Genomic DNA, 14,444 nt, shown 5'->3' with positions numbered 1-14,444 from the left:
GGAGACTCCCATGTTGCATATCGTCGATGACGAGGACGTCCTGCGCGACTCCCTCGTCTGGCTGGCGCGCTCCCGCGGCATTGACGCCTGCGGGCACGCCAGCGCCCACCTTTTCCTGGAACAGGCCGCGGCCCGCTTCGACGCGCAGGGCGATTGCCTGCTGCTCGACGTGCGCATGCCCGACCTGAACGGCGTGGCCGTGTTCGACCAATTGGTCGCGCGCGGCCTGACCGCGCGCCTGCCCGTCATCTTCCTGACCGGCCACGGCGACGTGCCGATGGCGGTCGACAGCCTGAAACGCGGCGCCTTCGACTTTTTTGAGAAGCCGTTCGACGGCAACCGCCTGATGGACCGGGTCGAGGAAGCGCTGGCGATGTCGCGCCAGGCGGGCGCCAGCGCGCTGGTGCAGGCGCGCCTGGCCAGCCTGTCGGCGCGCGAACGCGAAGTGCTGGACCTGATCCTGGCCGGCAAGATGAACAAGGTCGTCGCCGACCAGCTCGGCATCAGCATGCGCACGGTGGAAGTGCACCGCGCCCATATCTTCGACAAGATGCAGGTGAAAACCGCGGTGGAACTGGCCGGCCTGCTCAAATAGCCACGCTATAGCTTTCCCCTATCGGAATCAGATATAGAATCAACTGTCTTTTCCAAATGCGAACGATTATCATTCACTAATCGCACACGCAACAGGAAGGACGGCATCATGGTCAGGGCAGCGGCAAAAACGACGAGCAGGATCGCCACCCACATGGCCATCGCCTTCGCCCTGACCTGGCTGATGACCGGTTCGATCGCGCTCGGCGGGCTGGCCGCCCTGATCGAGCCGGTGCTCAACGTGGCGCTGCTGCCGCTGCACGAAACAGCCTGGCATGCGCTGGCGGGGCTAGCGCGCACGGCGCGTGGCCGCATGCTGGCGCTGGGGCTGGAAAAGCTCAGCCAGACCGGTCTGCACATCGCGGTCGCCTTCGGCGTGATGGCCTGGGCCAGCGGCTCGCTGGCCTTCGGCGGGCTGGCGGCGCTGATCGAACCGGTGCTCAACGTCATCGTCCTGCCCTTCCACGACCGCCTGTGGGACCGCTTCGGCAAGGGTGGCCGCAAACAAATTGAACAACATAATCAACATGAAAATGAACGCAACGGTGCGTACCCGGGTCAAACACTGGTAGCATAATTTCGCTTCCTAATTCAATCTGGGTACTATCCGATGAGCGAGAAAACGATAGCCGACAAGATGTACCTGAAGACGGCCAAGTCGCTGGCGGTCTTCAATGGCGCGGTGCATCCCGCCATGATGGAACAGTTGCCGAAGAGCTTGATCAACGAAGACGAAGGACTGGCGGACGTGGTGCTGGTGTTCGCGCTGAGCCAGGCTGAACTGGAACGCTGGTTTCCGGCCGCGCTGGAGCGGCTGGGCGACAAGGGGTCCTTGTGGGTGGCCTACCTCAAGCCGAGCGCGCCGAAGGCCACCGACCTCACCCGCGATTCCATTTTCGCGTGGGCCAAGGAGCGCGGGGTGACCGGCGTGGCGATGATATCGATGGATAGCGACTGGTCGGCGGTGAGGTTGAAAAGGTTGTAGGGGCATCCGGACAGGCATGGGCACTGCCGATAGCCATTGCCGTTACCGATAGCCACCGTCGTTCCCGCCGAGCGCTGCCTTGGCGCGGGAAGTCGTTTCTGCCAATGGCAGAAACGACGGATTGAAGGGTGAGTGACGATAGGGGACCTTTACGTCAATACCGCCGCCCTGATCGTGGAAGCGTCGAACATGAAACGAGCATTTGACGTCATGGCCGCGATGGACCTCTTGCGCCAGCGGGGGGTGCCTCATCAACTGGCGCCTTAAGAATCTATTTGCGCGGTGTGAAACCACTTTCAGCGCAGGAAGCCGGCCACCAGCCAGCGAGAAAAATGAGCATTTTTTGATCTGAATTCAAGGCGCTATTGTCAGCATCAAGATTTCTGATCCATCGAATCCGCGCATTTTTTCTGATAATGTCGCCGTCACGACGTAATTCCGCGCAGCTCTGCATTCCTACCACCTCAGTAACACGACCAAACTCGAGTGCGAACCCAATCATCAAGTTGCTAATGCTAGCAAAAAACATCAAAAATGCAGCTCCCAAAAAAACAAATTTTGTTCCGTCTGCCAGTCCCATGCTATCCGCCTCAAGCATCAGATAAATGAAATAGATAGTCATTCCGACGCCCCCAACTCCTAAAATGGCGTAAATCGAAGCACGCTTTCTAGCATTCATTTCGCACACTCACAGTTCTCAGATTTCTTGCCCATTTGAGTTCCAACGATCCCACCAGTTGCCGATACGCCAGCGCCAGGGATACCAGCGATTGCACGAGGCACCACTTGCGCACCGAGAGGTGCACCGAAAGGCGTTGCCCATGCACCGGGGGCTATTAATCCGCCAAGCGCACCGCCGATTCCAGATCCAACCATTGCACCGTAATTGAAGCCTGAGAAACACGGATCATTAATGTTCTGACCTTGCCCCGCCGCATTGCCGATGACGCCAGCCCCAGCTCGAATTGCGACATTACCAAGGATTGAACCAGTAAGCCAACCACCAGAGCCACCGACTATCCCTCCCCCAATTGCTCCGATTAGCGCGCCACGCCAAACATTTCCACCGGTAACGTTTGCGCCATATGCGCCAGTAACACCACCAACAATTGCCCCTGCAATCGCCCCTGGCATCCCGAACTCACCTGTTGGATCAATGAGCATAGTGGGCATGCCATGGACATAGGCATAAGTATTGATGCCGCCCGCTAAGCCAATGGGATCGCTTTGGACGTACCGCCCCGTTTGGGCATCGTAGTCGCGATAGTAGTTGTAATAGAGATTGGTTTCGCGATCATAATACTGTCCGGGAAAGCGCAGATTGTAAGTGAATTTACCTTGTGAATTCGGGTTTTCATCAGGCGGATCCTCGCCGAAGGGGTTTGCAGCATCCCATCGCCACACCATTTTGTTGTCGCTAGCGCGGGTGATTATGCGCGGTGTTGCCAAGTGGTCGACATAGATGTAGTACACACTTTCCCCGGCGCCCGCCGCCGTACGGGGTTTGATAAGGGCGACAGGCAATCCCTCCAGATAAATCGTTTCCTGTACTGGAGTTCCCGTGGTTTCGTACTCCCCTACTATGCGGCCGGCTTCGTCATAGACGAGGTAATTCGTTGCGCCAGCTGCATCCGACTTCATGGTCCGTTGGCCAAGCCCGTTGTAGCGGTATTGCATGGCCGCGCCACTGAGGCCTGTGGCACTACTCAGGCGTCCATTGTGGCCATAGACGTAGCGTATCGTTCCATCGTTAATAAGGTTGCCGGTGGCGTCGTACGTATTGCGTTTTGCCGGCACCGGTCCGGAAGTGGCCGTTAGCCGGTTACTGCCGGGATTGATCGTGTTGAAGAAGCTATTGACTCCCAGAATAACTTTTGTCCGGTTACCGTTCGCATCGTACTCGAAGCGTTGACTGGTGGCGCTGCTGGTAAAGCCGATCAACCGATCACGTCCGTCGTAGCTGTACCTTTGGTCCAGCCTGCTTGACGTAGCGTTCCCCGCATGGGTGCTCGCCACGATCCGACCGGCGGCATCGTAATCGAGCGTACGCAGCGAACCACCGCTCATGAGATGACCAAGCGGGTAACTAACAACACGGTTTTCCAGGTCGAACTGGCGCTCGTATTTGTTCGGAGTGCCCGCACTGTGATTGCCCCATAACCATGCGCGCACGGCCCCAAACGGTTGGTAGGTTATCTGACTTAGAATCGTGGTGCGCGCAGCATTCGGGCGCGTCAGGCTGAGGGTCGACGGCTTCCCATTGCTGTCGTAGGTGATGTCGATGCGATTGCCGCTGGGGTAGGTCATCGAGGTGACGTGCCCAACAGCGCTTCCCTCACTACCGTAGGTGTAGACGGTCACGAAGCGCCTGGACGCCGGGCCGCTCGTCTGTTCCTTCCGAGCGAGCCTACCCATGCCATCGTAGGCGAACATCGTTTTTCCAGCCTCATCCGTCATTGCCGTCACACGCCCAGCCGCGGGACTGCCGGCCGCCCCATATTCAAACGTGCTGGTGCCGATGGCGTTCACGCGACCCGCCGCGTCGTATCGATAGACGGTCTTGCGTCCAGCGGCATCGGTGCTCAATATCACTTTCCCAGCTCCATCGAATTGCGTGGTCGTGGTGCCAGTATCCGGGCTGATGAGCGCCGTCTTCTGCCCCAGCCCGTTGACGACGTAGCGCGTCTGCAAGCGACGCGGATCAAGCACCGATGCAAGCTGATCCTGCGGCGTGTATGCGTAATCGATGGTTGCCGGCTTGCCCGAGGCATCCGCCGCCGGGGACTTCTGTTGGATCAGACGATTGAACGTGTCGTAAGTTCCCGTGCTGACGCGCGCCAGTTGATCAGTACTCGATGTCAGGTTGCCGGCCGGGTCGTATTCAAAGCGCGCGCCCGGGTCTTTTGCACTGCGCTGTTCTCGCTGCAGGCGATTGAGTGCATCAAAGGCGCGCGCGGTCTGCGCCACCAGTTTGCCGCTCGGGTCCTTCACTTCCCGCCGCACGACATTGCCCATGGCATCAAGCGTGAGGCTGATGCTATTGCCAGCGCGGTCGCGCAAGCCCGTCATGCGGTGCGCGTCGTCGTAGGTGTAGCTTAGCGCCGAGCCGTCGGGCGCAGTCATACGGATCAGCTGGCCCGCAACGTCATATTCGTATCGCGTGATTTCGGCTTGCCCACTCGCTGCGCGGACGGTGCTGGACATCAAGCGCTGGCGTGGTCCGTATTCAAATCCGACCATCTGGCCGTTGGGACGCTGGATTTTGGTCGGAAAGCCATCTTCGCTGTATTCAAGGTAATTGGTGACTTCGCCAACGCTGTTGCGCATGCTCGCCAGGTCCCCCGGGTGGTGACTTGCGCTGGTATCATCGTAATAGACCATGCTCGACGATTCGGCCTTGCCGTTGGCATCGACCGGGCCGCTGCTCGTCAGCATCTGCCCGGTGCGGTTGTAGGTGTAACGCCATTCCTGAACGGGGCCCGTTCGCGCCGCAGCAAAACCGAGCCCGCCATTGCTGTCGCTGGTCGCCTCGACGCTCCTGCGGCATACGACGGCGATTGGCTTCCCATTGGGCAGCACTGCGCCGCCAGCGCATTCCACCACCTTGCCAGCGGCATCGCGCTGGCCGTTGTAGACCGTCGTTTCCGTGCGCCCAGGCGAGGCGGTCGTGGTGGCCAGGGGCCAGTCCGGATGCCAGCGCGTACTCGTCTTGCGCGCAGCGGCTGGAATCGCGCTGTCGATACTCGCGGGGCAGGCATCATCTTTGCCCAGCCCGGTCACGCGTGCCAGCTCGGTTCCACGGACGTGGTCGCTGATAAAGCAGGTCTTGTTTCCATTGAAGTCGGTACGGCTCGCCACGTCGCCTGTGGCGCTGTAGGTGGTTGCCTTGGCACTTGCGGCGCAGCCAGAGCCTGCGGGCTGGCTTTCGCCGACAATCCGCCTCGTGCTGCGATTGACGTCGAATCCAAGGTCGATGCTGCGGCTGCTGCCGAGCGGATCGGTCACGATCCGGCTGGTGTGGCTGGGATAAGCAAATGTGTAGCGCTGCGCACCGTCGGCGTGCTCCGTCAGCACGGCCTGCCCGTCTCCGTTGTACGCATACGTGGCAAAGCGCTTGCCATGTTCATCGGTAATTCCGGTAAGCAGGAAGCGATCATTGGGGTCTTCGTAGTGGTACGCACGCGATGACGTCTCGATGCCAGAGCGGTCTAGGTAATGCACAGCGATCAGGCGAGCCGTGCCTGCAATGGCCGGGTAACCTTGTATGACAGTCCGCTCATATTCGTAGCGGACGCTACCGGAAGCGCTGGAGATCGACGCGATGACATCGCCCTCCCAAGCGATCGCCAGGCTACGGCCGCTTGTGTCGACAATCTTGGTGAGCTGGCTTTTGGCGTCGTAGGTGTAATGCGCGGCCGTGCCGGTGCGCGTATGAACGCTACTGAGCCTGAAATCGTCATCGATCCGGAGGTAGCGCTCGACGGTGCCGTCCGGCGTTGTCACAAGCCAGATGGCGTCATCTGGGCCTTGCACTTCCAGGGTCGTGCTTCTGTCGTAGCTGGATTTATATGTGCCGTCGCCCTGTCGCCGGAATTCAAAATTGCTGCCGTCGCTCAGTGCCCCGGTGACAATCGCTCTGGTCTTGCCAGTCGAGTCTTTTGGCGCAGAAAAAACTCGCTCGAAGGAAAATGACCAGCCCACGCCTGCTGATTGGCCAGCCCCGCTATCACGCACGCTACGGTAGGTGCGCTGGACGCTCAATACATCGTTGGTGCCGCCACCCTGATCGGTTTCATGTTGGATTTTGACGCCGCTCATAAACTGAACCGGGTTTCCTGCCGCCTCTCCGCATTTCAACGGCGTCGGACGTTCCAGCCCTGCCTTACGACAAAAGCCCTGTCCATAAGTCCGATATCCTGGTTTGCAATGCAGATTGGCCTCTCCATACCAGCGAACGCTGCCTCCGGGACGTAAGCTGTAGTAGCACAGAAACATATCGCGCCGGTCTTTGTAAGGCCGCATCTCGACAAGCGGCTGTTTCGTGTGATTCCACGCCCCTTTTTGACAGGCAGTAACCGGATCAGTCGTATAACGAATTGGACTCATAATTCCGGTGAAATACCACCAGCCGATTGTCCCCTCTGGTAGGTTACTCTCCGCACACGCATTGCCGAGCCCCACTAGCAGCAGTATCAGCGCGGACCGTATGGGATAAATAAGCGACTGAAACAGGCTTGCGTTAGTCATGGTTTTCCTGTCCTTTGCGGGAGAAGCTGGCGACAATTGCCAGTTGGAAAACCAAGAATATCGACTTCAATAACTAGAACATTGCCTCATCGCACCCCATTATGTGCACCGGCTTATTCCAGATCATGCCTCCGAGAAATACGTACATTACGCTCGACAAGCTGATGGTCCTTTTCGTGTACTTCGTGCCAAGTACCGCCCAACATATACGTGATTTTTGTCTTCCATATCCGGCGCCCGACGTGATGCATGCTAGACGGCATGAGCGCTGCACCCGCTCCTATTCTTCTCTTGACGCCCGCCCGCAGCCTCGGGCGCGGCTAGTTCCTGCTCAAAGTGCCGGTAATGCGGCAGCAAGTCGGCGCTGATCATCTGCATAGGCGACTTTGTGCGGACCCGTCGATACGGTGAATTTTCCCGGATCAGCGTCCCGCCTCCGCGCGCACAGACCCGCTGATTTGCTTATGTATGAATAAGATCGCCCGACATCGATCTATAGGTCCGCACTTTGTTGTGCTGTTAGAACAGTCCAACGGATCAAGCTCCCGATCCCATCTATCAGGGACGGAGCGCACAGACCAGACTCCACCCGCACCTCAAGCATGCCGCTTCAACGCCCAAGCCACATGCTCGCGCACCATCGGCGAGGCATCGTCCGCGCGTGCCTGCAAGGCCGCCACGATCCGTGCATCGCCACGGGCGCCCTCGGCCGCGTTGCCCAGCCCGACCGCCAGATTGCGCAGCCAGCGTTCGTGGCCGATGCGCCGGATCGGACTGCCCTCCAGCTTGCGCCCGAATTCCTCCTCGCTCCAGCCGAACAGACTCACCATGTCCGCACTGCCGAGTTCATTGCGTTCATCGAAATCGGGCACCACGGCGCGCTGCGCGAACTTATTCCATGGGCACGCGGTCTGACAATCATCGCAGCCGTACACGCGGTTGCCGATCAAGGGCCGCAGCTCTTCCGGGATGCTGTTTTTCAGTTCAATGGTCAGGTACGAAATGCAGCGGCGCGCATCGAGCCGCCCGGGCGCCAGGATCGCCTGGGTCGGGCACGCCGTGATGCACGCACTACACTGGCCGCAGTGGGCGCTGGCCGGCGCATCGACCGGCAGCGCCAGATCGACCAGGATTTCCCCAATGAAAAACATCGACCCCGCGTCGCGATTCAGAATCAGGGTGTGCTTGCCGCGCCAGCCGATGCCGGCTTTTTCGGCCAGCGGCAGCTCCATCACCGGCGCCGAATCGGTAAACACCCGGAAGCCCAGCTGCCCGGTCTCGCGCTCGATACGCTCGGCCAGCTGCTGCAGGCGGCTGCGCAGCACCTTATGATAGTCCCGCCCGCGCGCATAAATCGAAATGACGGCCGCGCCCGGGTCGCGCAAACGCGCCGCTTCGCGCTCGCGCCAGTCGTCCGGAGTGGCGGCCGGCAGGTAATCCATGCGCGCGCTGATGACCCGCACCGTGCCCGGCACCAGCTCGGCGGGACGGGCGCGTTTCATGCCGTGGCTGGCCATGTAATCCATCTCGCCATGGCGGCCCGCGTCCAGCCAGGCCTGCAAGCCGGCTTCGGCATGCGACAGGTCGGCGTCGCTGATGCGCACGTCGGCAAAGCCCAGTTCAGCGCCCCAGTGCTTGATGGACTGCGCCAATGCGGACAAATCGGGTTCGGCGTGGGAAGAATGCATGCTGGGCGGGAGTACAATCGGGGAACTGACAAACATCACAGACCACATTCTATTCCATGCAGCACTTCAAAGCCCACCTCCACGACGAAGCCGGCACCGCCGCACTGGGCGCCGCACTGGCGCGCGCCTTGCTGCCGGGCCTGGCAATCCACCTGCACGGCGACCTTGGCGCCGGCAAGACCGCCCTCACCCGCGCCTTGCTGCACGCGGCCGGCCACGCAGGCACCGTCAAGAGCCCGACCTATACCTTGTCGGAACCGTACAGCATCAAGCTCGACGGGCGCGCAGTGAACGTCATTCATTTCGACCTGTACCGCATGGCCAGTGCGGAAGAATTCCTGGACGCCGGTTTTCGCGAAGAATTTAATGGGGACAACATCTGCATCGTCGAATGGCCGGAAAAAGCCGATCCGGTGCTGCCGCCGCCCGACTTGAGTGTATCCCTGCACGTTGCCGGGCTCGGCCGTGATGTAGAATTGCAAGCGTTGTCTGACCTGGGTTTGCTATGCCTCAACCGCCTTACATTCGCACCAAACCTTTGATTCCGGGACCAGTAACCCGCCGCACCATCCTCAAAGCTGGCGGCACCCTGCTGCTTTCCGTGTTTCCCATCCTGCCTGCCGCCGCCGCGCAAATTCTCGCGGTGCGGGTCTGGCCGGCCGCCGACTACACCCGCGTCACGCTCGAAAACGACAGCGACCTCAAGGTCACGCACTTCACCGTGCCCGACCCGCAGCGCCTGGTGGTCGACATCGAAGGGCTGGAACTCAATCCCACTCTGAAAAGCCTGGTGGCCAAGATCCAGTCGGGCGACCCGTACATCAAGCAGGTGCGCGTGGGCCAGAACCGGCCCAACGTGGTGCGCCTGGTGTTCGACCTGAAAGAAGAAATCAAGCCACAAGTGTTTACGCTCGAACCTGTCGGCACCTACAAGCATCGCCTCATTTTCGACCTGTATCCGGTCAAGGCGGTCGACCCGATCGCGGCGATGATCGAAAAAGGCGAGTGGTCGCGAGCGGACGCGCCGGTCGGCAGTCCGGAACTGCCGGCGCCGGCGCCCAAGCCGCCGGTGGCGGCTACACCCACGACAACGCCGCCGGCAAGCGCGCCGGTCACCGCGCCCGTGCCGGCGCCGGTTCTTGTGCCCCCGGCCGGTCCCGTGCTGGCCCAGCCAACCGTACCGGTGGCGCCAGCGCTGCCGGTACCGAAAACCGACCTTCCCGAACCGGCCCCGGTGCGTCCCGACCCGCCGCGCGTGGCAGCGCAAAAAGGTGACAAGGGCGGCAAGGTGGTGCGCATGATGACCATCGCGCTCGACCCCGGGCACGGCGGCGAAGACCCGGGCGCGATCGGCTCGGCCGGCACGCGCGAAAAAGACATCGTGCTGGCCATCGCCAAGCGGCTCAAGTTCAAGCTGGAGGAGCAGCCCAACATGCGCGTCATGCTTACGCGCGACGGCGACTACTTCGTGCCGCTCGGCGTGCGCGTGGAAAAAGCGCGCAAGGTGCAGGCCGACCTGTTCGTGTCGATCCACGCCGACGCCTTCATGCTGCCGACCGCGCGCGGTTCGTCGGTGTTCGTGCTGTCCGAAAAAGGCGCCACCTCGACCGCCGCGCGCTGGCTCGCCAACAAGGAAAACCTGGCCGACGCCATCGGCGGCGTGAACATCCAGAGCCACGACAAGCAGATCGCCAGCGTGCTGCTCGACCTGTCGACGACGGCCCAGATCAACGACTCCATGAAACTCGGCAAAGCGGTACTGGGCGAGATCAGCGGCATCGCGCGCCTGCACAAAGGCTCGGTCGAACAGGCCGGCTTCGCGGTGCTGAAAGCGCCCGACATTCCCTCGATCCTGATCGAGACGGCCTTCATTTCGAACCCCGAAGAAGAAGCCAAGCTGCGCGACAACGGCTACCAGGACCAGATTGCGGCCGCCATCACCAAGGGCATCAAGCGCTATTTCGCGGCCAATCCGCCGCTGGCCAAGGGCCGCCAGACATGAGCAAATCCATGAGCACAATCGAGATGGTCGACTACGGCCAACTGCCGGCCGTGCGCATTCGCGGCACCGACGGGGCCCAGGCCATCGTCACCCTGTACGGCGCGCACCTGGTGTCGTGGCAGGGCGCCGACGGCGCCGAGCGCCTGTTCTGCAGCGCCGCTTCGAAACTCGACGGCAGCCGCGCCATCCGTGGTGGCGTGCCGGTGATCTTCCCCCAGTTCGCCGAACGCGGAACCGGCATGCGCCACGGCTTTGCGCGCGTGGCCACCTGGCGCCTGGCCGACAGCGGCGCGCACGATGGCGCCGCGTTTGCCGTCTTCATGCTTGAAGATGGCGACCTGGCGCCGGCGCTGGCGCAAGCCTGGCCACACGGCTTCGCGCTGGCGCTGCGGGTGGAAGTGAACGGCGCCGCGCTGGCGCTGACGCTGGAGGTGCGCAATACCGGGGCCGACGCGTTTGCGTTTTCGGCCGCCCTGCACACCTACTTTTCGGTCAGCCACCTGGCGCGCGTGCGCATCGGCGGGGTGCAGGAAGGCGAGCTGCACATCGACGACAACTTCGACCACATCTATCGCGGCATCGACGGCGCCATGACGCTCGCCGACGGAGCCACCACCCTGCACCTTGCGCAAGACGGCTTTGGCGACGCAGTGGTGTGGAACCCGGGTGCGCTCGACGCGGCCGCGCTGAACGACATGGAGGACGCCGAATACCAGCGCTTCGTGTGCATCGAACCGGCCCTGATCGCGCCGTTGACCCTGGCCGCGGGCGCCGCCTGGCGCGGCGCGCACACGATCAGGATCGACGCGTAAAGAGTTAGTTCGATTCCTTGATCATGCGTCCCGAGCTGGCCTGGATCGGCCGGGCGTTGAGCGGATACATGCGGGAAAACAGCGCCATCTGGGCCGGCGAGGCTTGCATCGGCTGCTTCATCACCAGCCACAGCACGCCTTCATTGCACGGCGGCGTGGTGAGCGATCCCATGAACGTGAAGTAGTCGCGCCGCTGCGGCAGCACTTCGGCCACATCGAGCACCACGTTCGGATTGACGACATCGAGCTTTTCCAGCGGCAGGTTGTTCCACACGGTCTGGATCATATTGTTTTGCTTGCCTCGTTCGAGCAGCACCGCCAGCACCGCCAGCCTGCCCTCCGGGTCCTTGTGATGCATGTGCACCACCATCTCGAAGCCCTTGCCGTTGACACGCTCCTCGGACGGACGATGGAAGTGGAACTGCTGCAGCTCGTACGAGCGGTTTTGCACCGTGATGAAATTACCGCCGCCGACCGTCACCTGTACGGTGTGGCCGTTATCGACCACGCTGAACCCGGACGGCTTGTAATCGAAGGTAATCTGCTCGAGGTCGACCTTCATGCCATCGCGCAGGTCGATCGGGGACTGGCGCGTTCCGGTTCCGCACTTGGACCACGCCGAATTGATCTTGCCCCAGTTGGCCGGACCGGTCTCGCCTTCGTACGACCAGTGCTCGCTGTGGAACGGGCGCGCCGGCGGCGCCTGGGTGATGGCGACGATCGCCTCGCGGCGCGAGACCGACGCCTTCCTGGCTTTGGCGGCAGCGGCCAGGCGGGCGGCCTGGTTGGCGCGCATGACGGCCAGGCGGGCGGCGATCTTGGCCGACAGTTCGGCTTCGGCGTCCGCCTCGCTCAAGGCTTGCGACGCGGCCTCCTTGGCCAACGGCGCAGCCGCTGGTTTGCTGGCGGCCAGCGCCGCCAGCTTGATGGTGTCGGCGGTTATTGGCTTGGCTGCCGGCTTGGCCGCCGCCTTGGCGCCGGACGAAGCGGCCGCGGGAGGATCGTTGGCGCCTGCCGTCGAGATGGCCAGACTGCAAGCAAAGAGGGCGATCAGGTTGCGCATGATGTTCCAGAAAGTAAGAAATACAGTCTGGTTATCGGCGGGTGCGCGGAGAAACTTGAGTCCACAAAGCAACATCGGCGCGAAAATGTCGCGCCGATGGGGGAAGTGCTTAACGGCTGAGCATCTTGCGGCTGACTTTATACAAGCCGCCGAGGGCGAGCGGCACGACGGCCGCGCCGACACCGAGCAGGACGATGAGGGTGAGGTTGTCGCGCACGATCGGCAAGTTGCCAAAGAAATAGCCTGCCGTCACCAGACTGACCACCCACAGGAACGCGCCGGCGAAGTTATACAGCTGGAAACGCGCATGCGTCATGTCCGACACGCCGGCCACGAACGGGGCGAAGGTGCGCACCACCGGCACGAAGCGCGCCAGGATGATGGTCTTGCCGCCGTGCTTCTCGAAGAAATCGTGGGTGCGGTGCAAGGCGTCCTTGTTAAGCCAGCGGTAATTATGGGTAAATACGCGTTGCCCGATGGCTTCGCCGATCCAGTAATTGAGGGTATTGCCCGTGACGGCCGCGGTAATCAGCAGGCTCATCAGTATCCAGTAGTCCAGCTCCCCGGTGGCGCAGGCCGCACCCGCAATGAACAAAAGCGTATCGCCAGGAAAGAAAAACAGGACCACCAGCCCGGTTTCGCAGAACACGATGGCAAACAGGACGGCGTAAACGTAGACACCATACTTGGCCAGCAACACTCCCAGCGTCTTATCGACATGCAGAATCATGTCGAAGAATTGCATCAGATCCATAAATATCCTAAAAGGTAGCGCCGCATAATAACATCACTCGGTGCCAAAATTTGTATCTGCCGGCGGGGGAATGGCAAGAAATTCAGGCGCTTCAGAAGTTTCCTGACTAGCCATCTTGCGGATTACAATTGTCGCCAGCGGCGCAGCGGACGCCATGCCAGCAACCGACCTGGAGACAACAGATGGATGTATTACATGGAATAAACAAGGCCAGCCTGCTTGCGGCCCTCGTCGCGGGCGGCCTGGCGCTGCCGGTGCACGGCGCTCGGCCGGCGAAGGAACTGGCGAGCAAGCCGACCGTGGCCGACGTGATCAAGGCATCGAAGCCGTCGGACTGGCGCGCACTCGATCCCGACAACACCCTGTATATGGAGGTACCGGGCGGACGCGTGATCATTGAGCTGGCGCCCACCTTCGCGCCCAGGCATGTCGCCAACATCAAAACGCTGGCGCGCGAAAACTACTTCGACGGCCTGGCCATCATCCGCTCGCAGGACAACTGGGTGGTGCAATGGGGCGACGCGGACGAAAAGAACCCGCGCCCGATGAAAAGCGCCAGAGCCACCCTGCCCGCCGAATTCACGGTACCGATGAAAAACGACGTCCACTTCACGCGCCTGCCCGACCGCGACGGCTATGCCCCGCGGGTGGGGCACTCGAACGGCTTCCCGTCGGCGCGCGACCCCAAATCCGGGCAAGCCTGGCTGACCCACTGCTACGGCATGGTCGGGGTGGGGCGCGACAACGGCGCCGATAGCGGCAGCGGCTCCTCGCTGTACGTGGTGATCGGGCACGCCCCGCGCCACCTGGACCGCAACATCACGGTGGTGGGGCGTGTCATATCCGGCATGCCGCTGCTGTCGATCCTGCCGCGCGGCCCCGCGCCGATGGGGTTTTACGACAAGCCCGAGCAGCACGTCCCGATCGCCTCCTTCAAGGTAGCGGCCGACGTGCCCGAAGCCGAGCGCAGCAAATTTGAAGTGATGCGCACCGACAGCGCGGCCTACAAAGCGGCGGTCGAAGCCCAGCGCAACCGCGGCGGCCCCTGGACCAAGGTCGCCGCCGGCCACATCGACCTCTGCAACGCCCCCATCCCCGTGCGCGAACAGCAATAATTTCCTAACCGGGGTCAGAGCTCCGACTCGAAACTTTTCAGTTTCCTAACCGGGGTCAGAGCTCTGACTCGAAACTTTTTTGTTGCACAACCGGGAAAAGACCTCGGTTCTGCAACATTCGCGCAACACTTCCCTTGCCCGCCTTGCCGATGTCGTAGCCGATGTCGTAGAACGGCGCTTCGTT

General features: G+C 61.6%; 12 protein-coding genes. 7 read left to right on the top strand and 5 right to left on the bottom strand.

What is annotated here, in order from left to right; genetic code table 11:
- The first annotated feature begins 10 nt into the window (after positions 1–10).
- From CR152_RS12910 to CR152_RS12900, 3 genes are all read left to right on the top strand, one after another.
- Positions 11–595 (top strand): response regulator transcription factor, encoded by a 585-nt coding sequence (locus tag CR152_RS12910; protein WP_099875263.1) that lies wholly within the window; start codon positions 11–13, stop codon positions 593–595.
- Positions 596–703: 108 nt separating this feature from the next.
- Positions 704–1,171, top strand: a complete 468-nt coding sequence (locus tag CR152_RS12905) for a DUF2061 domain-containing protein (protein ID WP_099875262.1) — start codon at positions 704–706, stop codon at positions 1,169–1,171.
- A gap of 33 nt (positions 1,172–1,204) precedes the next feature.
- The gene (locus tag CR152_RS12900; RefSeq protein WP_099875261.1) at positions 1,205–1,579 is read left to right on the top strand and encodes a DUF3052 family protein; all 375 of its coding nucleotides are present in this window, start codon (positions 1,205–1,207) and stop codon (positions 1,577–1,579) included.
- 271 nt (positions 1,580–1,850) lie between these two features.
- Here the strand turns inward: CR152_RS12900 and CR152_RS12895 are convergent, their stop codons facing one another.
- The 3 genes from CR152_RS12895 to queG all read right to left on the bottom strand — a co-directional run bounded on the left by CR152_RS12895 (position 1,851) and on the right by queG (position 8,514).
- A complete protein-coding gene (locus tag CR152_RS12895) occupies positions 1,851–2,258 on the bottom strand; it encodes a hypothetical protein (RefSeq protein ID WP_099875260.1) in 408 nt (135 codons plus the stop codon).
- Complete coding sequence (locus CR152_RS12890) at positions 2,255–6,826, bottom strand: RHS repeat-associated core domain-containing protein (RefSeq protein ID WP_099875259.1); 4,572 nt, start codon at positions 6,824–6,826, stop codon at positions 2,255–2,257. Before CR152_RS12890 ends, CR152_RS12895 begins: the two co-directional genes overlap by 4 nt.
- Before the next feature lie 596 nt (positions 6,827–7,422).
- Complete coding sequence (gene queG / locus CR152_RS12885; protein WP_099882290.1) at positions 7,423–8,514, bottom strand: tRNA epoxyqueuosine(34) reductase QueG; 1,092 nt, start codon at positions 8,512–8,514, stop codon at positions 7,423–7,425.
- Between the two features lie 56 nt (positions 8,515–8,570).
- Between queG and tsaE the strand changes: the two genes are divergently transcribed.
- From tsaE to CR152_RS12870, 3 genes are read left to right on the top strand one after another with little or no spacing between them, the layout of a single operon-like run.
- Entirely contained in the window at positions 8,571–9,056 is a 486-nt protein-coding gene (tsaE, locus tag CR152_RS12880; protein ID WP_099875258.1) for a tRNA (adenosine(37)-N6)-threonylcarbamoyltransferase complex ATPase subunit type 1 TsaE, read from the top strand.
- Positions 9,020–10,516 (top strand): N-acetylmuramoyl-L-alanine amidase, encoded by a 1,497-nt coding sequence (locus tag CR152_RS12875; protein WP_099875257.1) that lies wholly within the window; start codon positions 9,020–9,022, stop codon positions 10,514–10,516. The genes tsaE and CR152_RS12875 overlap by 37 nt, the downstream gene beginning before the upstream one ends.
- Positions 10,517–10,524: 8 nt before the next feature.
- On the top strand, positions 10,525–11,328 hold the full coding sequence (locus tag CR152_RS12870) for a D-hexose-6-phosphate mutarotase (RefSeq protein ID WP_099875256.1): 804 nt from the start codon (positions 10,525–10,527) through the stop codon (positions 11,326–11,328).
- A 4-nt stretch (positions 11,329–11,332) separates the two neighbouring features.
- Here the strand turns inward: CR152_RS12870 and CR152_RS12865 are convergent, their stop codons facing one another.
- Together CR152_RS12865 and CR152_RS12860 are read right to left on the bottom strand one after the other, a co-directional pair.
- Positions 11,333–12,391 carry a carbonic anhydrase gene (locus CR152_RS12865; RefSeq protein ID WP_099875255.1) on the bottom strand — a complete coding sequence of 353 codons (1,059 nt, stop codon included), beginning with the start codon at positions 12,389–12,391 and terminating at the stop codon, positions 11,333–11,335.
- A gap of 109 nt (positions 12,392–12,500) precedes the next feature.
- Positions 12,501–13,145, bottom strand: a complete 645-nt coding sequence (locus tag CR152_RS12860) for a VTT domain-containing protein (RefSeq protein WP_099875254.1) — start codon at positions 13,143–13,145, stop codon at positions 12,501–12,503.
- 182 nt (positions 13,146–13,327) lie between these two features.
- Between CR152_RS12860 and CR152_RS12855 the strand changes: the two genes are divergently transcribed.
- Entirely contained in the window at positions 13,328–14,260 is a 933-nt protein-coding gene (locus CR152_RS12855) for a peptidylprolyl isomerase (RefSeq protein ID WP_099875253.1), read from the top strand.
- The last annotated feature ends 184 nt before the right edge of the window (positions 14,261–14,444 follow it).

Source organism: Massilia violaceinigra (assembly GCF_002752675.1).
GTDB classification, from domain to species: Bacteria; Pseudomonadota; Gammaproteobacteria; order Burkholderiales; family Burkholderiaceae_D; genus Telluria_A; species Telluria_A violaceinigra.
The sequence above is the reverse complement of the archived record's forward strand: the minus strand, read 5'-3'. Positions and strand labels throughout refer to the sequence as shown.